This is a genomic window from Pseudomonas sp. CCI3.1 (assembly GCF_034313985.1).
Taxonomy (GTDB): Bacteria; Pseudomonadota; Gammaproteobacteria; order Pseudomonadales; family Pseudomonadaceae; genus Aquipseudomonas; species Aquipseudomonas psychrophila.
The window spans coordinates 4,184,178-4,208,208 of the sequence record NZ_JAVIWO010000001.1 but is presented as its reverse complement, the minus strand read 5'-3'; the positions used below and the strand labels follow the sequence as shown (position 1 = coordinate 4,208,208).

The window sequence follows — 24,031 nt, the reverse complement described above, 5'->3', positions numbered from 1 at the left end:
ACAACGCCCACTGATCAGAAACTACCTAGCCACTAAGACGATGCTTCTTGGGATGACCTGAGACGCTAAAAGTAAAAAAGCCACACGCTGCAAGACCAAGTCTTACCGCGTGTGGCTTGTAGCTCTTGTAGCTTTCGCTCTTTTAGCTTGGAACCGCGCTCGCTCTCAACTGCCGTGCTGCTGCAACCATGTTGATCAGTGCAGCTTCTGTTTCGGCCCAGGCGCGGGTCTTAAGACCACAATCCGGGTTGACCCACAGTCGCTCGGCTGGAATACGCTGGGCTGCCTTGCTCAACAACTTGACCATTTCAGCCGTGTCCGGCACCCGTGGCGAGTGAATGTCATACACACCCGGGCCGATGTCGTTCGGGTAGTCGAACGCTTCAAAGGCATCCAGCAATTGCATGTCCGAACGGGAGGTTTCAATGGTGATCACGTCGGCGTCCATCTCGGCGATCGACTTGATCACGTCATTGAATTCGCTGTAGCACATATGGGTGTGGATCTGGGTTTCATCACCCACGCCTGAGGCGCACAGACGGAACGCTTCGACTGCCCAGTCCAGGTACTCCTGCCATTGTGCGCGGCGTAACGGCAAGCCTTCGCGGAATGCGGCCTCGTCAATTTGTACGATCTTGATTCCGGATTTTTCCAGGTCGACCACTTCATCGCGAATCGCCAGTGCCAACTGCTGCGCCTGGACTTTGCGCGACACGTCTTCGCGGGGGAATGACCACATCAACATGGTCACCGGGCCAGTCAGCATGCCCTTCATTACCTTGTGGGTCAGGCCCTGAGCGTAGGTGATCCACTCAACGGTCATGGCTTTCGGGCGGCTCAGATCACCGAAGATAATTGCCGGTTTGACGCAGCGTGAACCATAGCTCTGTACCCAGCCGTATTGGGTGAACACGTAACCGTCCAACTGCTCGGCGAAGTATTCCACCATGTCGTTACGCTCGGCTTCACCATGCACCAACACGTCCAGCCCCAAACTCTCCTGGGTTTGCACGGCGTTGCGAATTTCGCTGTGCATGGCGTCGGTGTATTCACTGATCGACAGCTTGCCCTGCTTATAAGACTGACGCGCCAGACGAATAGAAGCAGTCTGTGGGAACGAGCCAATGGTAGTGGTCGGAAAAGCAGGTAAATTCAACCGCGCGCGCTGCACTTCAATACGGGTGGCGAAGGGCGACTGACGCTGACTGTCAGCATCGGTAATCGCGTCGATGCGAGCCTGTACCGCCGCCTTGTGAATCCGTGGCGAGTTAGCCCGGCTTTGTTGCACGCGCCGGCTCTGGGCCAGGGCTTCTTGCACCTTCGGGTCTTGCGGGATATTCAGGGCATCGCGCAGCACGGCGATTTCGGCGCACTTTTGCTTGGCAAAGGCCAGCCAGCTCTTGAGCTCTGCATCCAGTTTGGTTTCGCGATCCAGATCTACCGGGCTATGCAGCAGCGAGCAAGAACCGGCCACCCACAGGTTGTCACCAAAACGCTCTTCAGCTTCTTGCAATTGGGCCAGGGCGTTCTCCAGGTCACAGCGCCAAACGTTGCGACCGTTGACCAGGCCCAGGGACAGCACTTTGTAGGTCGGCAAGCGATCCAGGATGGCATGCAACTGGTCGGGAGCGCGCACCAGATCCACGTGCAACCCTTCTACCGGCAGGCTAACGGCCAATCCTAGGTTGTCTTCTAGGCCGCTGAAATAGGTGGCGACCAGCTTCTTCAGTGGCGAGTACTGAAGAATGTGATAAGCCCGTTCAAAGGCATTTTTCCATTCCTGCGGCAGGTCGATGGACAAGATCGGCTCGTCGATCTGCACCCACTCCACGCCCTGCTCGGCCAGGCTGGAAAGAATTTGCGCGTACACCGGCAGCAGGTTTTCCAGCAGGTCGAGCTTGTTGAACTCGTTGCCCTTGGCTTTGCCCAGCCACAGGTAGGTCAGCGGGCCGATAATGACGGGCTTGACCGTATGCCCCAGGGCCAGTGCTTCGGCGGTCTCTTCAAACAGTTGGTTCCAGCTCAGCTCAAAGCGCTGGTCCTGACTGAATTCCGGCACCAGGTAGTGATAGTTGGTATCAAACCATTTAGTCAGTTCCTGAGCGTACTGGCCTTTAGTGTGCTCACCGCCGCAGCAGCTCTGGCTAGCACCGCGAGCCATGCCAAACAGAGTATCCAGCGTCGGGCGGTGCTGCTCGTCCAGGGTGCTGGCAAAACGCTGCGGGATGACACCGAAGGTCAGCGAATGGGTCAGGACCTGGTCGTACCAGGCGAAGTCACCCACAGGCAGCAAATCGATGCCTGCATCCTTTTGCAGTTGCCAGTGATCAGCTCGCAATTGGCGACCAACGCTTTGCAGTGCGGCCTGATCGATATCGCCTTTCCAGTAGGCTTCGAGTGCTTTTTTCAGCTCGCGGTCTGCGCCAATGCGGGGGAAACCAAGAGTGTGGGCCAGGGCCATGACGACATTCCTTCGTGTAAGTAATGGCACTATTATCGACACCCGCCCCAACATGAGACAAACTAAACGTTTTCGTGTTGATCATCAAATTTACTCATGGAGCCATTGTGCTGGAAATTCGTCACCTCAAAACCCTGCACGCGTTACGCGAGTCAGACAGCCTGGTCGAAGCGGCAGAACGCCTGCACCTGACTCAGTCCGCTTTATCTCACCAGTTCAAAGAGCTTGAAGAGCGCATGGGTATGCCCCTGTTTGTGCGCAAAACCAAACCGGTTCGTTTCACCAGCGGTGGCTTGCGCTTGCTGCAGCTGGCCGATGCCATGCTGCCGCTACTGCGCGGCGCAGAGCGTGATATCGCCCGTTTGGTCGGCGGTACAGCCGGGCGCCTGCACATGGCGATTGAATGCCATAGCTGCTTTCAATGGCTGATGCCCACTATCGATCAGTTCCGTGATGCGTGGCCCGAGGTCGAACTGGATCTGGCATCCGGCTTTGCCTTTGCCCCGTTGCCAGCACTGGCCCGGGGTGATCTGGATTTGGTAGTGACTTCTGACCCACAAGAAATCGCCGGCCTGACCTATGTCCCGCTGTTTACCTACGAAGCCATGTTGGCCGTGGCCAACCAGCACCCCCTGGCCAGCAAGCCGTTTATCGTGCCGGACGATCTGAGCAGCGAAATTTTGATCACCTACCCGGTGGAGCGCGATCGGCTCGACATCTTTACCCGCTTTCTGGAACCGGCCGATGTTGAACCAGCACAGGTTCGCACCTCGGAGCTGACCGTCATGATGATGCAGCTGGTAGCCAGTGGACGAGGTGTCTGTGGTATGCCGCACTGGGCGCTGCATGAATACAGCTCTCGGGGGTATGTGAAGGCCAAACGCCTGGGCGAGAAAGGGTTGTTTGCGACGTTGTACGCCGCGATCCGCGCCGACATGCTGGATGCACCGTACATGCGCGACTTTTTGCTGACGGCCAAGGACACATCGTTCTCGACGCTGGATGGTGTGAGCGCGGTGCGTTAACCCGGCCAGAGCGCGGCGGTTTTATCGCGAGCAAGTCGCACCGCCGCGTCCAAAAAAACCAAATCAGATGGCTTCGACGTTCACCAACCGGCGCATATGCACCCGGTCGTAATACGCCTCACCCACTCGAATCCCATACTCTTCCAACCCTGACTGCTCAAATCCGCAGCGTTTGTACAACGCCAGCGCAGCAGTGCTGTCGGCGCTAACGGTCAGTTCAATCACTTTGATTTCAGGCTCTTGCCCGGCCAATGACAGCACTGCCTGTACCAGGTCTTCGCCCAGCCCTTGTGCGCGAAAGGCCTGGGAAACATACAGTCCAAATAACGTGGCCTTGTGCCGGGCATCGTCCCAAGGCTCGAAAGCCAGACCTGCGATCCCCACCAGTCTGGAATCGACAAAGGCACCAAACAGAGCGTTCAAGTCATCATCAAGTTGTGATTCCCACCAGCTCAGCGGCAATTTCTCACGGCGGGCAATGGTAGACACAAACGCCTGCGGGTGCAGCGCATAAGCTTCAAGCATCAATTGGCGATACGCCTTGGCGTTTGAAGGTTCAAGCAGTTCTATAGCCATCACAGATCCAGGTCATACGGTTTTACGTTGTTCCAGCATCAGCCTCACCGCGAGTGCAGCCAGCACACAGCCCATGACATAACGCTGCACCGCCAGCCACATTGGGTTGCGCACAAACCATACGGCAATACCGCTGGCAAACAGCGCAATCAGCAGGTTGACCGTGAAGCTGACGCTGATTTGAGTCAAGCCCAGCACAAGGCTCTGGGTAAACATCGAGCCATGTTCAGGGCTGATAAATTGCGGAAATACCGACAGATAAAACATCGCCACCTTTGGGTTCAGGACGCTGGTCATAAACCCCATCAACACCAGTTTTGACGATGAGTCCGGCACCAGCTCCTGCGCTTCAAACGCAGACCTGGCACCGGGTTTGACCGCTTGCCAGGCCATCCATAACAGGTACAGGGCACCGGCCCACTTAAGCGTCTCATAGGCCATGGGCACCGCCAAAAACACTGCAGTAAGGCCCACGGCGGCGGCAAACATGTGCACAAAGAAGCCCGCCACCACGCCGAGCAAAGACGTGACCCCGGCTTTTCGACCCTGACAGATCGAACGGGAAATCAAATAGATCATGTTCGGCCCCGGCGTCAAGACCATCAGCAGACAGGCCGCCGCAAAAATCAGCACATCATTAACAGGTATCAAGGGGCAGTCCTTGTCAGCAATGCACGGCGATAAAATGGCAAGACCAGATCCCGGGTCAAGGGCGCCAGCACCAGGCCGCCATCCCCGTCGGGGTCAATCCACTGTACTTCTTCAATTTCAGCGGCCGGTGTGACGGGCCCACTGATGTGCAGCAGAAACAACTCGGCCTGCACCTCAAAGCCTGGCTCATTGACCGCAGGCGCTGCGAAATGCCCCAGCCAGGTAGCGCTCGCCGGATCAATCACCAACGCCAGCTCTTCTTCCAGCTCTCGGGCCAGGGCACTGACCGGTTGCTCACCGGATTCGATTTTGCCCCCAGGCTGCATAAAGGCCTGGGTGCCGCGTTTACGCACCAGCAGGGTTCGGCCATCGGGGCCGATCAAAATCGCAGCGGCTATACGGATGATGTTGGGCGTTACGGCGATGGAATGTTCTGGAAAGGTCACGGTTATCGGCCAGCAAGACTAAAAGTGCGCGCAGGATCACACGGCTCGGCGAGCCTGAAAATATACAGATGGCACTTTTACCCGAGCCGTCTGTATGAAGCGCCCGACTTTGGTCGGGATGCTGTCGCAAAGGAAATCCCGTTCAATGAATATTCAGACAAGGAGATGGCATTTGCGTGTTACATGACCAACACTCCCTGCAAACCCCCAACTCAAAGAGAGGGTTCTATTGTCCTTTTTCTGTTCTCGACCTCTTCAGGCCTGACTGCCTGACGGAACAGATCAGCCTGAAACAGGAAACCGTATGAGCCTGTCACTGCTAAGCCGTTATGCGTTTTTTGCATGTTGCGTTTTGTTCACCCTCGCCAGTCTGCCGTTTATGCACCATGAGTGGTTATGGCCCTTTACTGCCATCACTCTGGTGTTGAGCCTGCTGGGGATTTTCGACCTGCTGCAAAGCCCCCACGCCGTACGCCGCAACTACCCGATCTTGGGCAATATTCGCTATTTGGTGGAAGCCATCCGCCCGGAAATTCGCCAATACCTGCTGGAATCTGACAGCGACGCGTTGCCCTTCTCACGTGCTCAACGCTCGCTTGTGTATTCGCGCGCCAAAAATGAAAGTGCCGACAAACCCTTCGGCACATTGGTTGACGTGTACCAGCCGGGCTTTGAGTTTATCGGCCACTCCATGCGTCCGGCCCCGCTGACCGATCCAGGCAGCTTTCGAATCGTGGTGGGCGGCCCGCAATGCAGCCAGCCGTACTCGGCGTCGATCTTCAATATTTCGGCCATGAGCTTTGGCTCGCTGAGTGCCAACGCCATTCGCGCCCTGAACCAGGGTGCCAAGCTCGGTAACTTTGCCCACGATACGGGGGAAGGCAGCATCAGCGCATATCACCGTGAGAACGGTGGTGACCTGACGTGGGAACTTGGCAGCGGATACTTTGGCTGTCGCACCTCAGATGGGCGTTTCGATCCTGAGCGTTTTGCTGCCCAAGCCTGCACCCCCCAAGTTCGGATGATCGAAATCAAAATGAGCCAGGGCGCCAAACCGGGCCATGGCGGTATTTTGCCCAAACACAAAGTGACCCAGGAAATTGCCGACACACGCGGTGTACCCATGGGCGAAGACTGCATCTCACCTTCGCGCCACAGCGCGTTTTCGACCCCGATCGAACTGATGCAATTTATCGCGCAGTTGCGTGAGCTGTCCGGCGGCAAACCCGTAGGCTTCAAGTTTTGCCTGGGCCATCCCTGGGAGTTCATGGGGATCGCCAAGGCCATGCTCGAAACCGGAATCCTGCCGGACTTTATCGTTATCGATGGCAAGGAAGGCGGTACGGGCGCCGCCCCCGTAGAGTTCACCGACCACATTGGTGCTCCGCTGCGCGAAGGCTTGCTGTTCGTCCACAACACGCTGGTGGGCCTGAATCTGCGGGACAAGATCAAACTGGGTGCCAGCGGCAAAATTGTCAGCGCCTTCGATATCGCCAGCGTGCTGGCCATTGGTGCCGACTGGGCAAACTCGGCCCGAGGCTTCATGTTCGCCGTAGGCTGCATTCAGTCGCAGAGCTGCCATACCAACAAGTGCCCCACTGGCGTGGCGACCCAGGACACCTTGCGCCAACGTGCCCTGGTAGTACCGGACAAGGCTCAGCGGGTTTTTCAATTCCACCGCAACACGCTCAAGGCCCTGGCCGAAATGCTCGCGGCAGCAGGTCTGGAACACCCCGCCCAGCTCAATGCCAAGCACTTGGTGCGGCGCATGTCAGCCACCGAGATCAAGCTGTTCTCGCAACTGCATGTGTTCCTCAAGCCCGGCGAACTGCTGACAGGAGAGGTTAATGGCGAGTTCTATTCGCGCATGTGGCAAATGGCACGGGCCGATAGCTTCGAGCCAAACGACATCGCTGCGGCCTGACGCCCACAAGGACAGAGCACCATGTTGAAAGTGATCGCTGAAGACTTCATCAAGCCTGAACATCTGGAGACCGTTCGCCCGTGGTACGCCGAACTGGTAGAGAAGACCCGTCAGGAACCTCTGTGCATCGCATATGACCTGTACGTGGACCACAAGGACCCCGGCCATTTCGTCTTTATCGAACAATGGCCGGATCAGGCCGCTCTGGATGCCCATTGCCAAAGTGAGCATTTCCGCCGGCTGGTGCCATTGATCAACGCTCATCAATCAAAAGCCTGCACGTTTTTAATGATGCATGAATTTTAGATAACGCGACCTTGAGCACGCCCTGTGGGTTTCAGTCGCTGATAACTTACAGGGCCGGGCCATATAACTTACCCGGCAAACAACAGCACTACATAATTAATACTTGATCCTGATTAATCGCTTAACTTGGCGCCCTGCCATCAATTCTTTAAACTTTTTACTGCCCTGCATCCTTCTTAGACTCCGTCTATTCGTCACTACAAGGATGTCAGTTAATGCCCACCTCCCACTTAACGCCCCCCACCACTTTCACACCGGTTCTTGATTTAAAAGAGCTGGGTATTCATCACGACTTTATAAAAAACGTAGCGAGCGATACGTTAGGGCTATTGCCCGAGCGCCTTATCAAACGCCTGAATGAACACTCGTTCGACGTGCCCACGTGGTACACCGGCGCCCCCCTTTCACAACGCATGGCACTCAAGGCCACCCAGGTACTTAACCATCAATCACTCCAAGCACTGCACTCCACACTGGACCAGATCAGCACGGTCGATAGGTTCGCAGTGCCGCTTCTGGAACAGGCCTTGCTCAAGGCGTTTGGGACGGCCTGTGATGTCAATAAAAACGTCATCAGCCTCACCACACTCAATAGTTTTACCGATGAGATTGAACGCACCGACACACATACTCTGTTGCAGGCAGCCTTGCACAACTTCGAGGGGAATCAGGCCAGAGCACACGGTATTCCCTGGGGCTCCCACCTATGGGACTACAAGTCGACACACTCCAGCGATCCGGCTCCACACTCCATTCCCATCGAACCAACAGCCTTTGCGAAACTGTGCCGCGACCTTGATATCGGCGGCCGCTACCAACAGCATCTGCAGCGTATTTTTAACCCTCCAGGCAACGTTGAAAAAAATCTGCTGGAGCAACGCTTTATCGAACACGAGCGCAACACACTCATGCTTCACGCTGATATTGCGCTCATGAAAAAAGACATCCTTGCGACCACGCACCGGACACTCATCGATTACTGCAAGGGCCATGACAGCGTGCAGTTCAATGGCAACCCCCTCACGGTGGGGTCAATGAGCCTCGATGACATTGCCTTTCACTCGCTTATTGTTTTTCACGCGCCCTCACTTGAACAGGACTCCCGGTGTGTCATCTATATACCGGGTGACCCCGTCAGTGGCCTGAAGGAATACCCCAACCTCAGAAGTGCGCACAGTGATCTGATGTCAAAGATGGGAATTGAAAGTTATCGTCAATTCTTTGTCCATCTGGCCAGTCAATCCCAGAAGTTGAAGTTGAGTAAACGACTGACTGCCCGGTTCCAGCACTCAACTCGCGATCCGCTTTACATGCAGCATCAACCGATACTGCCCAATCTGTTCCGGCATCTTTATCAAAAAAAAACCGGGCAGCTGTTTAACGATGCCCGTTTTTTGGCCGTACCCACCGCCGAAAAAAACCGCCTGACGTTGATTGACCGTCTCGAACATTACTTGGACGTCGCCCTGAATATTCTGAATGTCGAAGCGCTTTTTGTTCCGGGGCTTGGGGAAGTGATGATGGTGGTTTTTGCCGCGCAAATGATGACCGAGGTCTATCACGGTATTGAAGCCTGGGAGCAGGATGAAAAAGAACACGCCTGGTCCTATACAAAAGACGTACTGATGAATCTGGCCTTTGTGGCCGTCGCCGGAAAAGTAGCCTCCGAAATTACCAGGCCGGCTGCGGTGCGAGTGTCTCCATTCGTGGAAGAACTGGATGTCATAGAGCTTCCTGGCGGCAAGACAAAATTATGGAAGCCCGACCTCACCCCCTTTGAACACGACATTGATCCAGGTGCATCAGAAGGCCCCGACAACCAGGGGCTGTACACCCACGAGGGCAAATCTTACCTGGCGCTGGAAGGCAAAAACTACCGGGTGCAAAAAACTGCCGAAGGCACCTGGCGTCTGCAACACCCCACCGATCCCGAGCACTATGCGCCGCCTATCGACCCTAACGGTCACGGGGCCTGGATCCATGAAGCAGAAGAGCTTTCTCAATGGAGCGAATCAACGCTGGTGCGCCGCCTTGATCCGTCGTTAAGCGACCTGAGCGACGAGCAGGCCCGGTACCTGATGCACGCCAGCCAGACCGACAGCGCCCTTTTGCGTCAGGCCTATCGTGACCTCGCGCCACCGCCTGCCCTGCTTGAAGACGGGATTACACGGTTCAAACTCAAACAGCACCTTGAGCAGTTCATCCAGAAAATGCGGACTCACGACACCACCGCCGACCCGCTCCTGCAACTTCAAGTGCTGGTTGACGTCGATTTATGGCCACGCTCCAAAGCCTTGCGTTGCCTGGACAGCGAGGGCAAAACCATCATTGAGTATGGCAATGGGAGCCCCGCTAAAGTGCCTGTCATTCAAATACTCGACAGTCAGATACGCCGTGGTGAACTGTTGAAAAGCGTACTGCTGTCACTGGATGACAACGAGGTGCGGGCCCTCACAGGTAATGGCCTTGCCGCCAGCATTGAAGAAAAGGTCCAACGACTGAGTACAAAAATTGCTGACCGGGCCGAGCAACTGAGCGATGACCTGTTTCGATCACTGTATGCCCGATCGAACCGCTCTACAGACCCTCTGGTCATGAAACTGATAACCACCTGGCCAGGGCTGCCCGTGCCTGTGGCTACCGAGCTGGTTGACGCCGCCACCTCTGCCGAGCGGTGGGCGCTGGAAGACGGCGTACGCATTCCTTTGCCCGTGGCCGAAGAGGCCAGGCTGTATGTCGAAGAGGTGCGGCTGGCCCACGCCTGTGACGACTTTTACTTTGATTACGACAACAACCCCGATACGCAAAAGTTGATTCTGCACAGCCTCGAAAAAATGCCTGGCTGGTCGCCTGAGGTCAGGCTCGAAGTCCGTGACAAAACCTTGTCAGGTGCCTTGCTCGATGAGGTTGGGCCTCGGGATGCGCCGCTTCGCAAAGTCCTTGTCAAAGTCGGCAGTCGTTACCTGACCTACAACGCCAGCGAGCACATGTTGCATGGACTGGACGATATCTACGCCTCGGTCTTGCACGCCCTGCCCGATCAAGAGCGCGCAGCGCTTGGCTTTCCCCACACAGGACAAGGCCAGGCGCTGAAAGAGGCGCTGGTCGAACGCCCCGGGTTGGATCGACAGGCACTGAGTAAAGTGCTGGGGTTCAAACCCACGACGCTTAAAACGGAGTCGCCCTTGCAGCTGGCCAAAGGACGTATCCGGTACCCCGCAATTGATCCAGAAGCCATTCGCTGTGGCCGTGCACCTTTCCCCTGCTTCAGGGCCAGTCCAAGAAGGGTCAGGCACCTGAAGTCCAAGATGTTCCCCATGCATACCAATGAGGTTGTAGAACGCTTTCTGGAACTTGAAAGCCTCTACAGCCGTGCAGGGCTGGCCCGGCTGGAGGCCCTGAACAAAGAGTACAAGGCGCTTAAAGAGTCCCTTTCCGAGTGGATAAACGGACCTCTGGAAATGGTTCAGGTCAACGAGTCCCACCTCCGTCCCGTACATATCAGCGACAAGACCCGTGCCGCCAACAAAATCATCAGATGCTGGCAGCGCAGCTCCGGCATGGGCACCGAGTTCCCAGGCGCCAGACTCAATATTACCAACCTGAATCTGGCCAGGTTACCGGCCCTCAATGCCGACTTCAGTCACGTCACTTCGCTGCAAATGAGCGACATGTATCTGCACGAAAGCATTGACCCGTTCCTGGCCCAATTCCCGAATCTGCAGGAGCTGAAATTTGAATCGGCCCACCTTGAGGCCCTCCCGGCATCACTGTTCAACTTGCAGGAGTTGAAACAGCTTCACCTGTCGAAAAACCGGATTACGCTGACGCCTGAAGCGGCAGAAAAATTGGCAGCCCTGAAAAAACTCAGGGTGCTCAACCTGAGCAGCAACCCGCTCGACCACCTTCCTGATTTCACGCAGATGAGCGAGCTGGCACGTCTGGACTTGAGAGCCACCGGGCTCACACAGTGGCCGGAGGGCATTGAGCACCTGCCGTTTCTGACGCACCTGGATCTGCGCAACAATAGCCTGACGGCACTGCCCCAAGGTTATTTCCAGACACCCGTGCAAAGGCTAAGAAACACCTTCTTGCACGATAATCCTTTTGATAACTCGACCTGGGATGCAATCAACGCACACCGGACCCGCCAGGGGCTGGCCCTGGAGCGACGCGTGCACGCGCCCGTACCCACCCACCATGTCAATCTCTGGCTCGACCCCTCTCTGACGGAGTCCGAACGGGTCCTGAAAACGGCTATCTGGACGGCATTGGAAGCTGAGCCCAACGCCGAAAACTTCTTCAGGGTCATTCGCGATCTCGTGGTTTCTGCTGACTTTCAACACGACCGCCAACAGTTGACCGAGAAAGTCTGGAAAGTATTGGAATGCGCCGCAGAAGACGCCGGGTATCGAGAAGAAGTGTTCGCAAGCTCCCTTGAGAACGAAACATGCGTTGATCGTACCTCGACCATTTTCAGCCGCTTCGGGTTCAAGTTTTTGCTGCGCGAAGCATTACTGGCCGAAGGCAGTGACAAAGAAACCAGATTGCTCGCGCTCATGAAGGGTCGAGTGCGTTTACTTGAACTGGACGATATCGCCCAAACTCAAGTCGCCCTGCAACACCATGCTTACCGGTCAGCCGTGAGCGAGCACGTGTTGTCACCCGAGCAAATATCAAGGCTTGAACCTGACGAGCTGGAAGTAAAGCTGATCTATCAAGTGGACCTGGCGCAGCGCCTTGAGTTGCCATGGCAACCGTCGCACATGCAGTTCAGGGCGCTTGCAAAAATATCCCCGGCGCAGATCGAGGAGGCTTATCACATTGTGCTCAACAAGGAGACCGTACACGGATACATGGCTAAAAAGCTGCTGGAGGAAGGTATCTGGCGTGACCACATCCAGTCGGCATACAGCGCGGACATAAAAGCCGGCAACCTTGTTTTTGAGCAACGTTACGTGGATCTGGAAACCCTTCAGGAGAAACAGCAGCGGTGGGTGGACACCGTGGGCAGTGATGACACTGACGCACGGTTGTTGTTGCAACAGGAACTTCAACAACTGGCGCACCGCCTGAACATCGATCAAACCCGGGTTTTCACGGGTGCCCCCATGCCAGAAGCAGACTATTACGCCGAACTTGAAAACATCGACCGGCACAAGAAGAAAACCCTGGAACGCATTACCCAGAACATCCTTGATACAAAAACTCGATAGACCATTTGCAAGGAGTAATATCAGCTCCCTGGTCACACACATTGCGGCTATGCGCAGCCTTTGCATTTAAGCGCTATTAGCGTCACCCTGCGCGCCGCCAACAGGTGGCGTGCAATCTGAACTGCGCCCATTTTTATTCATTTTTTTCTGAGTACTCGCCGTGATACTTAACGGACGCGACCACCGCATCGACTTCTTTCGCGGGCTGGCGCTGATTTTTATCTTCTGGGATCACATCCCGCATAACCCGCTGGCTGAATTGACGGTGCGAAATTTCGGCCTTAGTGATGCGGCTGAGATTTTTGTATTTCTGGCCGGTTATGCCGCCGTGCTGGCCTACGGAAAAATTGCTCAACGCGATGGATTCCTGATCGCCAGCGTGAAAATCCTGCGCCGTGCCTGGGTGCTGTACGTGGTTCATATCTTCCTGCTGGCGGTGCTGATGGGCATTGTGTTTTATGCCAACAACCACGTCGAAACCCGCGATCTGGTGCAGGAGATGGGTTTGCAGTACTTCTTGAGTAACCCGCAACAGGCCCTGACCGACGAGTTGTTGCTGCGTTTCAAACCCAACCTGATGGACCCGCTTCCTCTCTATATCGTGCTGCTGCTCGGATTGCCGCTGGTGCTGCCGATGCTGCTGCGCAAAGCCGTTTATGTAGTGGCCGTGTCTCTGGCGCTGTACCTGCTAGCTCCTGTGTGGAACCTGGCGGCCCAGGAAGGCGGGGTATGGTTTTTCAACCCGATGGCCTGGCAGTTCCTGTTTATTTTGGGGGGTGCGGCGGCAACTCACGGGCAGCGCGACAAAGCGCCAGAAACACGGCCCTTATCCCGTCAGCCTGTGTTTTTAGGGGCGGTGGCCTACCTGTTGATCACCGGTTTGCTGGCGCTGTCGTGGAAGTGGCCGCAGTTTCACGACGCGCTCATGCCGCTCTGGCTGGGCGAGCATCTCTATCCGATCAGCAAGACCAACCTTTCACCGGTGCGCTTACTGCATTTTTTGGCCCTGGCTTACGTGGCGGCCAAAGTGGTTCCCCAAGGCGCCTGGCTAAACAACTGGTTTACCCGTCAGACCTGCCGCATGGGCCGTTATTCGCTGGAGGTGTTCTGTCTGGGGGTGGTCCTGGCACCGCTGGCCGACATGCTCAATGCACTGGGCGGTGATGGGGTTGTGATGCAGGTGTTTAGCGCCCTGATGGGCGTGGGGATGATGGCCGTACTGGCGGCCTGGCTGGACTGGAACAAGCGCCTGTCGCGCAAATAGTCACTGCTGATGTGGGAGCGGGCTTGCTTGCGATGGGATCCCGAAATCAGTCTGACAGACCTCGGCGTCCTCATCGCGAGCAAGCCCGCTCCCACAGGCGTTTAGTTGAGCTTGGCCGGTGAGCTCTGCGTTGGCTGCAACTTGAACACATAGAACAGCACAGTCAGCAGGATCAGGAATCCCGGGCCTACAAACAAGGCGATTCGGGTTTCTTCAAAAAAGGCCATCAGGCCGACCACCATCAGCAAGAACGCCAACGCCGCGTACGAGCTGTAAGGGTAGAGCCACATGCGGTACTTCAGGGCAGCGGCTTCTTGCGGGCTCAAGTTCTTGCGAAAGCGCAGTTGCGCCAGCAGGATCATCAACCAGGTCCAGATCGCGCCAAAGGTCGCAATGGCTGTCACCCAGACAAACACTTTCTCGGGAGCCATGTAGTTAAGGCCTACACCTAGCAGCAGGACGGCAATCGACAGCAGCAATGCCTGACGCGGCACACCGTTTTTCGCGGTGGTGGCAAAGTTGGCAGGCGCCTGACCATTTTGCGCCAGGCTATAGAGCATGCGACCGGTACTGAAAATGCCGCCGTTGCATGACGACAGTGCTGCGGTAATCACCACGAAGTTGATGATGCCTGCCGCCGTCTTGATGCCCAAACGTTCAAAGGTCATCACAAACGGGCTGCCCGAGGTACCGATTTCGTTCCACGGGTAGATCGACAGAATCACGAACAATGCACCGACGTAGAACAGCAGGATGCGCCAGAACACCGAGCCAATCGCACTCGGGATGGTTTTTTGCGGGTTCTTGGCTTCACCGGCAGTCAGGCCGATCATCTCGACGCCCAGGTAAGCGAACATCACCATTTGCAGGGACATCAACACACCCTGGATGCCATTGGGCAAAAAGCCGCCGTGGGTCCAGAGGTTCGAAATACCCAGCGCAACGCCGTTGTTGCCAAAGCCGAACGCGATGATGCCAATACCACCGAAGACCATCGCGATGATGGTGACGATCTTGATCAGGGCAAACCAGAACTCGAATTCACCGAACGCCTTCACCGCGATCAGGTTGATCGAGCCCATGCTGATCAGCGCCGCCAGGGCCCAGATCCAGCGTGGTACATCGGGGAACCAGACGCCCATGTACACCGCCACGGCAGTGATTTCAGCGACACAGGTCACCAGCCACAGGAACCAGTAGTTCCAGCCGGTCAGAAAGCCGGCCAGTGGGCCCAGGTAGTCTTGGGCGTAGCGGCTGAACGAGCCGGCCACAGGGTTGTGTACGGCCATTTCGCCGAGTGCACGCATGATCACCAGAATGGCCAGGCCACCGATGATGTAGGACAGCATGATGGCCGGACCGGCCATTTCAATGGCTTTGGCCGAGCCCAGAAACAGGCCTACGCCGATACAGGCGCCAAGCGCCATCAAGCGAATGTGGCGCTCGCCCAGTTCGCGTTTGAGGGGGCCGCCTTGAACGGTTTCACCGTGGGGCGGGTGGTTGCCGACTGGCATAAAAATACAACCTCATATTGTTATTGGATATGCATCAATAGAGCGCTCGAAAAGACGGGCGGGTCACCTGTCCAACCTCCTGATCAGCCCGGGCTTTGTAGGCCGTTAGACCAGAAGGGAAATGCCCTACTGAGATCGGCGGCGAGTATTGCACAGGGTTGGTGCACAGTCATTCCCCTACACAGAACGTATTTAGCACTAGCAAGGGCTCTATTCCTTCGCTTTGCGTCACGTGGGACGCTTGTTTCACCACGAGTCTTCTCCTCTTAGGCGACAGGATTATCAGATTAACCCTACAAATTTTTCACCCGTATCCGTCAGCGTCTACGCTTCAACCAAGCGCAACCAATATGCGTACCTGGAACTGTCGACTATGGGCGTACTGTGGAACTCAAGCTCCAGAAAAACGGCGGTGCCATCAGCAGCAATGGACAATGCTGCACCCCCGCCACCCTCGCCTGAACCCAAGCGCTATGGATGGCTCGTGTTCGGCCTAGTGGTGTTGGCAGGACTGGTTGTACTGGGATTTGCCATTGCACAGGAGGTGCGCAGTTCCAAGCTGCAAGCCCGTGAATTCAGCCGCTTTGCCGCCTCATTGAGCTATTCGATGCATGCGGGGCCGTCCGACGCGATTCAATATCCTGGGGATGGGCCTTTCGACAAGCGTTTAGGCTACAGCGCATTAGGCGACTTCCTTCCACGCCTGCTAAAACGTGACTACGTAATCACTCAACAAAGCCGCTTTTCGCCAGAGTTACTGGGCTACAGCGAGAAAGGATTTTTCGTACCCTATCCGGAAAAAATTCAGACAGGACTCTCGATCACCGATTGTGCGGGTAGCGCCCTGTATCAGTACAACTACCCGCAGCAGTTGTACTCAAGCTTTGCGAGCATTCCCCCGCTGGTGGTTCACAGTTTGCTGTTTATCGAAAACCGCGACCTGCTTGATCCTGCGCAGCCGCAAGCGAACCCTGCCGTGGACTGGCCGCGATTTGCCATGGCCGCTTATTCGCAAGTGGCCAAAATGCTCCATCTGCCGGGGCAGTCCGCAGGTGGCAGCACCCTGGCCACCCAGCTTGAAAAATATCGCCATTCACCCGATGGACTGACGTTGTCGGGCAGCGAGAAACTGCGTCAGATGGTCTCGGCCAGCGTGCGAGCCTATCAGGACGGTCCGCAGACGCTGCCGGCCCGGCAAAAGGTGGTGCGCGACTACCTCAACAGCGTGCCACTGTCGGCCGTGCCCGGGCACGGCGAAGTCCACGGCATGGCCGAAGGTTTGCGGGTGTGGTACGGCGCAGACTTCAATCAGGTCAACCAGATACTGGCCAGTACCGCCACTGACCCGAAAAGCCTGGCGCAGAAAGGGTTGGCATTGCGCGAAGTGCTGTCTTTGATGATCGCCCAGCGCAGACCTTCGCACTATCTGGCTCGAGGCCGTGACGAGCTGGCGCAACTGACCGACAGCCATCTTCGCCTGCTGGCACAAAACAATGTGATTGATCCGGCACTCACTGCCGCCGCGCTGGCCAGTCAAGTGACCTACCGGGATTGGGCCCTGGCGCCGACGATGCAACCGAACGAAACCAACAAGGGCATCAGCGTGGCCCGCAGCCGCCTTTCAGTGCTGCTCAAGCGCCCACTGTATGACCTGGACCGTCTTGACCTGTCTGCCACCAGTACGCTGCAAGGCGACTTGCAGCGCCAGGTCAGTGAGTATCTGCGCCAACTGGCAGACCCCGCCTTTGCCGGAAAAATCGGCCTGCTGGGGCCCTACCTGCTAACCCCCACCAGTACCGCGCAAGTGCGCTACAGCTTTACCTTGTTCGAACTCACACCGGACGGTGCCCGGGCACGGGTGCAAACCGACAGCACCGACCAGCCCTTCGACATCAATGAAGGGAGCAAGCTGGAGCTGGGTTCAACGGCCAAACTGCGGGTCCTGACCACCTACCTGCAAATCATCGCCGAGCTACATGATCGCTACGCCAGCCAGCCCAGTGCCACGCTGAAAAAAATCCCGCTAACCGATCAAGATCCACTGACCCGCTGGGCGCTGGGTTACCTGATCGAGAATCCCGGCGCAACGCTGGCGCCCATGCTCGATGCCGCGCTCAACCGGCAATACTCCGCCAACCCGGGCGAAGGTTTCTTCACCGGCGGTGGCATGCATCGCTTCCACAACTTCCGCAGCCAGGACAACAACCGCACGGCAACGCTGCGCGATTCAATACGTGAGTCGATCAACCTGCCTTTTGTTCGCCTGATGCGCGACGTGGTGCGCTACACCAGCTTTCAGTCCCCCAGCAATAACGTCGAACTGCTCCGGGACGACCGCAACCCGCTTCGCCAGGAGTATCTGAGCCGCTTCGCCGATCGGGAAGGCACGACTTTTATGCTCAAGTTCTGGAAAAAATACCGGGGCAAAGACTCCAAGGCCCGCCTCGACACCTTCCTGGACAGCATGCATCCCACTGCCATCCGAATGTCGGCAGTGCACCGTTATCTGTTCCCGAACTCAGACCAGACCACCTTTAACCGCTTTGTGCGCTCGCATTTGAGCAGCGACAAAATCACTGATGAGCGGCTGACCAAGCTGTATGAAAGCTACGGCCCCGGGGCCTACAACCTGCCCGATCAAGGCTACATAGCTAAAGTCCATCCGTTGGATCTGTGGTTGCTGGGGTATTTGCTGAATAATCCGCAGGCCACGTTCCAGCAGGCAGTAGGCGCCAGCGAACATGAGCGTCAGGAAGTTTACAGTTGGCTGTTTAAAAGCCGACACAAGAGCGCCCGTGACAGCCGCATCCGCACCATGCTGGAAATCGAAGCGTTTCTGGACATCCATCAACGCTGGCAAAAAGTCGGCTACCCGTTCGACCATCTGGTGCCTTCGCTCGCCACCGCACTGGGCAGCTCCGGTGATCGGCCGGCAGCGCTCTCCGAGCTCATGGGCATCATCCTTAACGATGGCGTCCGTTTACCGGTGTTGCGTATCGATACCCTGAATTTCGCCGCAGATACCCCCTACGAAACCCGCCTGGTCAACGACCCCGACAAAGGTGTACGGGTGATGCCCAGCGAAGTGGCCACGGCCCTGCGCGAAGCCCTGTCGCAAGTGGTGGATGCCGGGACTGCGCGCCGGGTCTCGGGTAGTTTCAAACTCGACGATGGCTCACCACTGGCCATGGGCGGCAAGACCGGCACGGGCGATAACCGCATCGAAAGCATGGGCGCGGGTGGACGAATTCTCAGTTCCAAATCGATCAACCGCACCGCCACGTTCGTGTTTTATATCGGGGAGCATCACTTCGGCACCCTGACCGCGTTCGTTCCGGGTCGCTCGGCCGAAGCCTTCAAATTCACCTCCGCACTGCCGGTACAAGTGCTCAAAGGCATGGCACCGATCCTCACGCCCTACCTGCAACCGGGTACCCACACCTTGTGCCTGGCGCCGGGGCCAGCACAAATCGCGAAAACTGACCTGTAGCAGCTGCCGAAGGAACGAGGCAGCTGCTACAAGGATCCGCGCCATCCATTGAGAATCATTACCGTTCGTCGTCTGAGTTTTTACATTTCTTAAGATATATCTTAAGTTGTATCTAACTTAACGAGAGGACGAAGAGAAAATGAGCGAACATCATCCCCACCACCGCGAACATGGCGCGGGTCAAGACGGTTTTGAGAAGCGTACCGGCCGCGAGCGCGGCGGACGCGGCCCCCGTGTATTCGCCCCAGGCGATTTGAAATTACTGCTGCTGGCACTGATCGCTGAACAGCCTTGCCACGGCTACGACCTTATCCGCCAGATCGAAGGCTTATTCGACGGTGCGTACAGCCCAAGCCCGGGCGTGATTTACCCCACCCTGACGTTCCTGGAAGAAAGCGAAATGATTCAGGGCGACGCTGAGGGCGGGAAAAAACGCTACTGCGTGACCGACCTTGGTCGCCAGTCACTGAGCGACCAAGCCATTGCCCTGGATGGCGTGCGCATGCGCATCGATGTCAGCAAGCGCTCCTTGCGCGGCCATGATCGTCCCGCTGAAATTCATGAGGCCGTGCACAACCTGCGCCATGCCTTGCAGATGCACCATGGTCGCTGGAGCCCGGAAGAAATCCTGCGGGTACGCGATTTACTCAACAACACCGCCAAAGCCATCGTCGATGGCCCTGTTACTGCCCAGCCTGCGCAGGAGAACGCTGAATGAATGCCGAGAATCCCCAGACCATTCACCGGGTCATGCATGAAATCAAACGTCGCAAACTTGAAGTGTTGCGGGTCGTCGACCTGACCCCGCGCATGCGCCGCATTACCCTGGGCGGTCCTGAATTGGCGGGGTTCATCAGTCTGGGCAGCGACGATCACGTAAAGCTTTTTTTCCCGCAAACCGCCGAAGAACGGGCGATGCTGGAAAATATGGAGTTGAGTGCCGGCCTGAAAGGCAGCGCCATGCCTGCGATGCGGGACTACACTCCGCGTCGCTATGACGTGAAGACTTTTGAGCTGGACATCGACTTTGTGCTGCATGGTGACGGCCCTGCTGCCACCTGGGCGGCTCAAGCCGAGCCAGGACAGCACCTGCACATCGGCGGCCCAAGAGGCTCGATGATAGTGCCGGACATTTTCGACAGCTACCTGCTGATCGGTGACGAAACCGCACTGCCGGCCATCGCCCGTCGACTGGAAGAACTGCCGGCCAATCGCCGCGCGTTAGTGGTGGTCGAGGTGGAAAACGCCCTTGAGCAACAGTCTTTGCAAAGTGCGGCATCGATTGAAGTGATGTGGGTACATCGCGATGCGCCAGAGCACGATTTGCTCAAGACGGTGGCCGGTCTAAGGATTCCTGCTGGTGAGCTCTACACCTGGGTTGCGACCGAAAGCGCACTGTCGCGCAAGGTTCGCCGGGTACTCCTCGACACCCACGGTTTGAATGAAGAGTTCGTCAAGGCCGTGGGGTATTGGCGCCTGGAAGGTAGTGCTGAAGAGTAAGACTCATGGCAAAACCCGGTGGGAGCGGGCTTGCTCGCGATGCTAGCAATGGGGTTTGTCTGACGCGCCTTGATGCTATCGCGAGCAAGCCCGCTCCCACAAATTCCAGGACGGGATCAGGCCCGTTGCCCCCTGTAACGGTCCACTGCCACCACCGCCAGCGCGACCGCAACAAATCCTGCCAGAATCCCGCCTGCATTGATAAACGCTTGCCCGTAGCCCAATTTCTCGACATCGATAAACGGATACGGGTACACACCCAGCAGGTGTCCGCGTAACAGGATGTAGGTGAAGTACAGCACCGGATACAGCATCCAGACCCCGATATGACTGACCCGCAACCCTCCCTTCGGCACGCAAAACCACCAGTACAACGCAAACAGTACCGGCATCACGTCATGCAATATTTCATTGGCCAGCCATTGCAAGCCTTCGGGCTGCCAGAGCTGGCGCAGCAACAGGCTGTAGGCCGCCCCCACCACGATAATGCTGACCGCGATGCCGCTACTGACCCACGGCTGCAAAAAAAACGTCCTGCCCTTTGAGGTGCGAGTGCCTGCTGCACAGGTCAACACGCAGGCGGCCAGGGTGTTGGTCAAAATGGTAAAAAAGCTGAAGTAGCTCACCAGCCCGCCCACTACGTTCGCTCCGCTCATCCAGCGGGCGAACAGCACCAGCTCTAGCTGAATGGCCAGACCGCTCCAGCCCAGGATTGCCATCACGGTGCAAAGCTTGCGTGACCCGTCACTCATGCGCCGATCAAATTTCGCGCTTGGTACGAGCATATTTCACATACAGCTTCTCGACCTTTTCCCGCGCCCACGGTGTTTTACGCAAGAACGTCAGGCTCGACTTGATGCTCGGGTCGCTCTTGAAGCAACGAATATCAATACGCTCGGCCAGCCCTTCCCACTCGTAATGCGCCACGAGCGCAGTGAGGATCTGTTCCAGCGTCACGCCGTGCAAAGGGTTGTTGTTGGATTCAGTCATGCCGGGCCTTTAAAGCAATTGAGAGAAAGCCGCGCACCTTAGCCGAGCACCTGCTCAGGGGGAAGTGCATTCGGTACGGAGCAAGTCTAGCCGTGACCCGGCACCCAAATGAAAGTTCCGCTTGGACACCATTAAAGTGATGTTATATTGTAACTATAACGTTCAGTTCAAAGAGCGCTCAGCGCCGCTTTCTTTCGTCACCTTGCCAAGGAACTTGCAATGCCCTCCCCTGCCTTCCCGCGTCAACTGCGACGCCTTCACCTGACACCGCTCGCGACCGCATTGCTGCTCGCCTCCCCGGCCTATGCCCTCGAACTGCAACCGCAAGTCATTACTGGCAACCCGCTGGGTAACAGCCAACTGGCCTCACCCACAACGGTGCTTGAAGGCGATGACCTGACCCTGCAACAGCAAGGTAGCTTGGGCGAAACCCTCAATAAACAGCCCGGCGTGTCTTCTTCCTACTTCGGCCCGGGCGCCAGCCGTCCGATCATTCGCGGGCTGGATGGCGACCGTATCCGCATCCTGCGCAACGGCGTCGGTGCCCTGGATGCCTCGTCACTGTCTTACGATCACGCGGTGCCGCTGGACCCGGTCAACGTTGAGCGCATCGAAATCGTGCGCGGCCCGGCGGCCTTGTTGTACGGCGGCAATGCCATCGGCGGCGTGGTCAACACCTTCGATAACCGCATCCCTACCGAAGCCATCGAAGGCATTCACGGCGCCGGCGAACTGCGCTACGGCGGCGCAGCCACTACCCGCAGCAGTGCCGGCAAACTGGAAGCGGGTGATGGCACCTTCGCCCTGCACCTGGATGCCAACGCCCGCGAATTCAATGACCTGAAAATCCCGGGCTATGCCCGTAGCCGTCACGCCCCTGAAAGCGAAGACGGTGTCGAAAAGAAAGGCCGTTTAGGCAACAGCAATGGACGCCAGGACGGCGGTGCAGTGGGCGGTTCCTACACGTGGGACGACGGTTACGCAGGCCTGTCCTACAGCACGTATGACGCCAATTACGGCTCACCGGCCGAACAAGACGTACGCATCCGCATGAAACAGGATCACTACGCGTTCGCCTCCGAGATACGCAACCTGCAGGGCCCTTTCAGCTCGCTGAAACTGGATGCCGGCTACACCGATTACGAACACCGCGAAATCGAAGGCGGCGAAGTCGGTACCACGTTCAAGAACAAGGGCTACGAAGCCCGCGTCGAAGCCCGCCATGTGCCGATCGGCCCGCTGGAAGGGGTGGTCGGCGCACAGGTCAATCGCAACGAGTTCTCGGCCCTGGGCGAAGAAGCCTTCGTGCCGCAGACCGATACCAACAGCGGCGCGCTGTTTATTCTCGAAGAGCTGCAAGCTACCGAGCGACTGAAACTCAGCCTCGGCGGGCGCCTGGAGCGTACCGTGGTCGACCCGGATGCCAAGGGTAATGAGCGCTTTTCTGCGGCCGACAGCTCCAAAAGTTTTACCGCAGGCAGCCTGTCTTCAGGCGCAGTGTTCACCCTTACTCCGATCTGGTCGCTGGCCGCCACCCTGGGCTACACCGAACGCGCCCCCACGTTCTACGAGCTTTACGCCAATGGCGCTCACGTCGCCACCGGCACCTATGAAGTGGGCAACGCCAACCTGTCGAAAGAAAAAGCCGTGTCCAGTGATCTGGCGCTGCGTTTTGACAATGGCACCCACAAAGGCAGCGTTGGCGTGTTCTACAGCCACTTCTCCAATTACATAGGCCTGTTGGGCACAGGTCGTACACTGAACGACGAAGGCGAACCCGACGCCGACGGGATTCCGGAGTACACCTATTCCGGGGTGCGGGCACGATTCACTGGCTTCGAAGCCAAGGATCACTGGAAGCTTGGAGAAAGCGCTTACGGCAAATTTGCCCTTGAGCTGTCAGGTGACTACACACGGGCCACCAACCTCGACACCGGCGAAGCGTTACCCCGCATTGCCCCGTTACGGTTGAGCAGTGGTCTGCTATGGGAGCTGGATCGCTGGCAAGCACGAGTCGACATTGAGCACGCCAGCAATCAGGGCCGCGTACCGGACAATGAATCGGGCACGGACGGCTACACCACCTTGGGCGCCAGCGCCGGGTATCACTTCGATGTAGGCAGCAGTCAGTGGCTGGCATTCGTCAAGGGCGACAACTTGACCAACCAGACCGTGCGTTATGCCAGCTCGATTTTGCGTGATATCGCACCCGCCCCCGGGCGCGGTATCGAGGTCGGCCTGCGCACCACGTTCTAAGCAAGGGGCTCCTACAACCCGCCCCAAAAAAACTGGCCTTGCCAACATTGCTTACTGCTTCGCCGCATGAGCCCAAGACCGGGATTGTGCACAGTCAGGGGCAGTTTTTTACCCGGGGCGTTCTCAATCACCGTGTCCTGTTCGCAGGCGAGGTGCTGGGTGAAGAGTGCGGGGGGCCCTCGTCGCGACTGCAAAGCGACTTCCACTGTGGGAGCGAGCCTGCTCGCGAATGGTCTTCGCGAGCAGGCTCGCTCCCACAGCTCTCGCCCTCCCCTCCCGGCGTTTGCAGTCACTGCACGACCTGTGAGGCCAGGTTAAAACCGCAATCTGGCACTATTTATTCAACACCCTCCCAGGTCGGGATTACCTGCCAACAGCACCGAACGTGAGGCAAAAAGCCTCTGAGACGAAC

At 57.1% G+C, this 24,031-nt stretch carries 16 protein-coding genes; 9 read left to right on the top strand and 7 right to left on the bottom strand.

Going from position 1 to position 24,031, the window contains the following annotated elements; translation table 11 throughout:
• Window positions 1-142 precede the first annotated feature (142 nt).
• Window positions 143-2,461 carry a 5-methyltetrahydropteroyltriglutamate--homocysteine S-methyltransferase gene (metE, locus tag RGV06_RS19300; protein ID WP_019823576.1) on the bottom strand — a complete coding sequence of 773 codons (2,319 nt, stop codon included), beginning with the start codon at window positions 2,459-2,461 and terminating at the stop codon, window positions 143-145.
• 107 nt (window positions 2,462-2,568) lie between these two features.
• Here metE and metR point away from each other — a divergent pair, with 107 nt between their 5' ends.
• Window positions 2,569-3,486, top strand: coding sequence for a transcriptional regulator MetR (gene metR / locus RGV06_RS19295; protein WP_019823578.1), 918 nt, complete (start codon window positions 2,569-2,571; stop codon window positions 3,484-3,486).
• Between the two features lie 63 nt (window positions 3,487-3,549).
• Here the strand turns inward: metR and RGV06_RS19290 are convergent, their stop codons facing one another.
• Genes RGV06_RS19290 through RGV06_RS19280 form a run of 3 tightly spaced genes read right to left on the bottom strand, consistent with a single transcriptional unit; the run spans window position 3,550 to window position 5,159 of the window.
• Window positions 3,550-4,062, bottom strand: a complete 513-nt coding sequence (locus tag RGV06_RS19290; RefSeq protein WP_322150920.1) for a GNAT family N-acetyltransferase — start codon at window positions 4,060-4,062, stop codon at window positions 3,550-3,552.
• A 12-nt stretch (window positions 4,063-4,074) separates the two neighbouring features.
• Window positions 4,075-4,713 (bottom strand): LysE family translocator, encoded by a 639-nt coding sequence (locus RGV06_RS19285; protein ID WP_322150918.1) that lies wholly within the window; start codon window positions 4,711-4,713, stop codon window positions 4,075-4,077.
• Window positions 4,710-5,159 (bottom strand): NUDIX hydrolase, encoded by a 450-nt coding sequence (locus tag RGV06_RS19280; RefSeq protein ID WP_046808779.1) that lies wholly within the window; start codon window positions 5,157-5,159, stop codon window positions 4,710-4,712. The genes RGV06_RS19285 and RGV06_RS19280 overlap by 4 nt, the downstream gene beginning before the upstream one ends.
• A gap of 304 nt (window positions 5,160-5,463) precedes the next feature.
• On the opposite strand from RGV06_RS19280, the gene RGV06_RS19275 reads away from it, so the two are divergent.
• The 4 genes from RGV06_RS19275 to RGV06_RS19260 all read left to right on the top strand — a co-directional run bounded on the left by RGV06_RS19275 (window position 5,464) and on the right by RGV06_RS19260 (window position 13,869).
• The gene (locus RGV06_RS19275; RefSeq protein ID WP_019823586.1) at window positions 5,464-7,083 is read left to right on the top strand and encodes an FMN-binding glutamate synthase family protein; all 1,620 of its coding nucleotides are present in this window, start codon (window positions 5,464-5,466) and stop codon (window positions 7,081-7,083) included.
• 21 nt (window positions 7,084-7,104) lie between these two features.
• A complete protein-coding gene (locus tag RGV06_RS19270; RefSeq protein WP_019823587.1) occupies window positions 7,105-7,389 on the top strand; it encodes a putative quinol monooxygenase in 285 nt (94 codons plus the stop codon).
• Window positions 7,390-7,604: 215 nt separating this feature from the next.
• Window positions 7,605-12,605 carry a dermonecrotic toxin domain-containing protein gene (locus tag RGV06_RS19265; protein WP_322150915.1) on the top strand — a complete coding sequence of 1,667 codons (5,001 nt, stop codon included), beginning with the start codon at window positions 7,605-7,607 and terminating at the stop codon, window positions 12,603-12,605.
• A gap of 163 nt (window positions 12,606-12,768) precedes the next feature.
• Complete coding sequence (locus RGV06_RS19260) at window positions 12,769-13,869, top strand: OpgC family protein (protein WP_201356173.1); 1,101 nt, start codon at window positions 12,769-12,771, stop codon at window positions 13,867-13,869.
• 101 nt (window positions 13,870-13,970) lie between these two features.
• Here the strand turns inward: RGV06_RS19260 and RGV06_RS19255 are convergent, their stop codons facing one another.
• Window positions 13,971-15,383 (bottom strand): amino acid permease, encoded by a 1,413-nt coding sequence (locus RGV06_RS19255; RefSeq protein WP_019823590.1) that lies wholly within the window; start codon window positions 15,381-15,383, stop codon window positions 13,971-13,973.
• A 373-nt stretch (window positions 15,384-15,756) separates the two neighbouring features.
• Between RGV06_RS19255 and RGV06_RS19250 the strand changes: the two genes are divergently transcribed.
• From RGV06_RS19250 to RGV06_RS19240, 3 genes are all read left to right on the top strand, one after another.
• Entirely contained in the window at window positions 15,757-18,873 is a 3,117-nt protein-coding gene (locus tag RGV06_RS19250) for a transglycosylase domain-containing protein (protein ID WP_037031924.1), read from the top strand.
• A gap of 139 nt (window positions 18,874-19,012) precedes the next feature.
• Window positions 19,013-19,591, top strand: coding sequence for a PadR family transcriptional regulator (locus RGV06_RS19245; protein ID WP_019823592.1), 579 nt, complete (start codon window positions 19,013-19,015; stop codon window positions 19,589-19,591).
• Window positions 19,588-20,373, top strand: coding sequence for a siderophore-interacting protein (locus RGV06_RS19240; RefSeq protein WP_322150912.1), 786 nt, complete (start codon window positions 19,588-19,590; stop codon window positions 20,371-20,373). The genes RGV06_RS19245 and RGV06_RS19240 overlap by 4 nt, the downstream gene beginning before the upstream one ends.
• 116 nt (window positions 20,374-20,489) lie before the next feature.
• Here RGV06_RS19240 and RGV06_RS19235 read toward each other — a convergent pair whose 3' ends face one another.
• Window positions 20,490-21,125 carry a Pr6Pr family membrane protein gene (locus RGV06_RS19235; protein WP_233099225.1) on the bottom strand — a complete coding sequence of 212 codons (636 nt, stop codon included), beginning with the start codon at window positions 21,123-21,125 and terminating at the stop codon, window positions 20,490-20,492.
• Between the two features lie 7 nt (window positions 21,126-21,132).
• Window positions 21,133-21,363 (bottom strand): VF530 family DNA-binding protein, encoded by a 231-nt coding sequence (locus RGV06_RS19230; protein ID WP_019823597.1) that lies wholly within the window; start codon window positions 21,361-21,363, stop codon window positions 21,133-21,135.
• Window positions 21,364-21,582: 219 nt separating this feature from the next.
• On the opposite strand from RGV06_RS19230, the gene RGV06_RS19225 reads away from it, so the two are divergent.
• Window positions 21,583-23,619: a TonB-dependent receptor gene (locus RGV06_RS19225; protein ID WP_322150909.1), complete on the top strand. Its 2,037-nt coding sequence runs from the start codon at window positions 21,583-21,585 to the stop codon at window positions 23,617-23,619.
• Window positions 23,620-24,031 lie beyond the last annotated feature (412 nt).

Bases quoted from the DNA above. Each gene is read 5' to 3' on its own strand.
- metE (WP_019823576.1), bottom strand. From the start codon at position 2,461: ATGGCCCTGGCCCACACTCTTGGTTTCCCCCGCATTGGCGCAGACCGC.
- RGV06_RS19290 (WP_322150920.1), bottom strand. From the start codon at position 4,062: ATGGCTATAGAACTGCTTGAACCTTCAAACGCCAAGGCGTATCGCCAA.
- RGV06_RS19275 (WP_019823586.1), top strand. From the start codon at position 5,464: ATGAGCCTGTCACTGCTAAGCCGTTATGCGTTTTTTGCATGTTGCGTT.
- RGV06_RS19270 (WP_019823587.1), top strand. From the start codon at position 7,105: ATGTTGAAAGTGATCGCTGAAGACTTCATCAAGCCTGAACATCTGGAG.
- RGV06_RS19265 (WP_322150915.1), top strand. From the start codon at position 7,605: ATGCCCACCTCCCACTTAACGCCCCCCACCACTTTCACACCGGTTCTT.
- RGV06_RS19255 (WP_019823590.1), bottom strand. From the start codon at position 15,383: ATGCCAGTCGGCAACCACCCGCCCCACGGTGAAACCGTTCAAGGCGGC.
- RGV06_RS19250 (WP_037031924.1), top strand. From the start codon at position 15,757: ATGGGCGTACTGTGGAACTCAAGCTCCAGAAAAACGGCGGTGCCATCA.
- RGV06_RS19245 (WP_019823592.1), top strand. From the start codon at position 19,013: ATGAGCGAACATCATCCCCACCACCGCGAACATGGCGCGGGTCAAGAC.
- RGV06_RS19240 (WP_322150912.1), top strand. From the start codon at position 19,588: ATGAATGCCGAGAATCCCCAGACCATTCACCGGGTCATGCATGAAATC.
- RGV06_RS19235 (WP_233099225.1), bottom strand. From the start codon at position 21,125: ATGAGTGACGGGTCACGCAAGCTTTGCACCGTGATGGCAATCCTGGGC.
- RGV06_RS19230 (WP_019823597.1), bottom strand. From the start codon at position 21,363: ATGACTGAATCCAACAACAACCCTTTGCACGGCGTGACGCTGGAACAG.
- RGV06_RS19225 (WP_322150909.1), top strand. From the start codon at position 21,583: ATGCCCTCCCCTGCCTTCCCGCGTCAACTGCGACGCCTTCACCTGACA.